1 riboswitch is annotated in these 677 nt (G+C 53.3%).

The window, feature by feature from the left end:
- Positions 1–560: 560 nt before the first annotated feature.
- Positions 561–677: riboswitch (cobalamin riboswitch) on the top strand. This riboswitch is flagged as partial in the annotation.

Raw genomic sequence — 677 nt, 5'->3', positions numbered from 1 at the left:
TGGCCAGAACGGCGACGGCAGTAAGAGCAATCTTTTTCATTTTTGGTACTCCAGTATCTTAATTTTCCGTCCGTCTAGCGGCGTGTCTTGGGAGGAATTCGCGTCGTTCGGACAGCCCCGATGTGGGAAGGCCATTCGGCGGATTCCAATCACTAAGTTGTTCCGTGTGGACCAAGAATCTACACCTTGAAATTGTACCAGATGCTTCCAGTAGTGTTGTTTTATGTTTTGTTTCAGAGGTTTATGCCAAAGGCGCCATTCGACCATTTGACGAATTGCCGGACCTGCGTTCACAGCGTCATGCACGCATTGTCAACAGAAACGAACCGTTCGGTTCGATTTTAGAAGCGGCTTAAAAAGCCGGTGCTGAGTTGTTGTCGAATCGTTAACCATTTAGGCGCCCTGCAATGGTTAAATCCGGCGTGCTTTCAGAACCGGCAGCGCTCGCAGCCGGGTGCAAATTCATCCCCCTCAAATCCCGGCCCACAGGGTTTCGCCATCGTGTCGCGCCGCATGGATACGATGTCGCTTTCATACCGACAGTCAGCCAGCCGTCATGATTAGATCACGGCAACTCAGGTGCCGCTTGGTGACGACGAAGCGGAGAATTGGGAAGCCGGTCAGAACCCGGCGCTGCCCCCGCAACGGTGGTGGAGTTCAAGTCGCAACGGGAGACC

The sequence above is a fragment of the Mesorhizobium sp. M5C.F.Ca.IN.020.32.2.1 genome (assembly GCF_004023105.1).
Classification (GTDB): Bacteria; Pseudomonadota; Alphaproteobacteria; order Rhizobiales; family Rhizobiaceae; genus Mesorhizobium; species Mesorhizobium wenxiniae.
The sequence above is the reverse complement of the archived record's forward strand: the minus strand, read 5'-3'. Positions and strand labels throughout refer to the sequence as shown.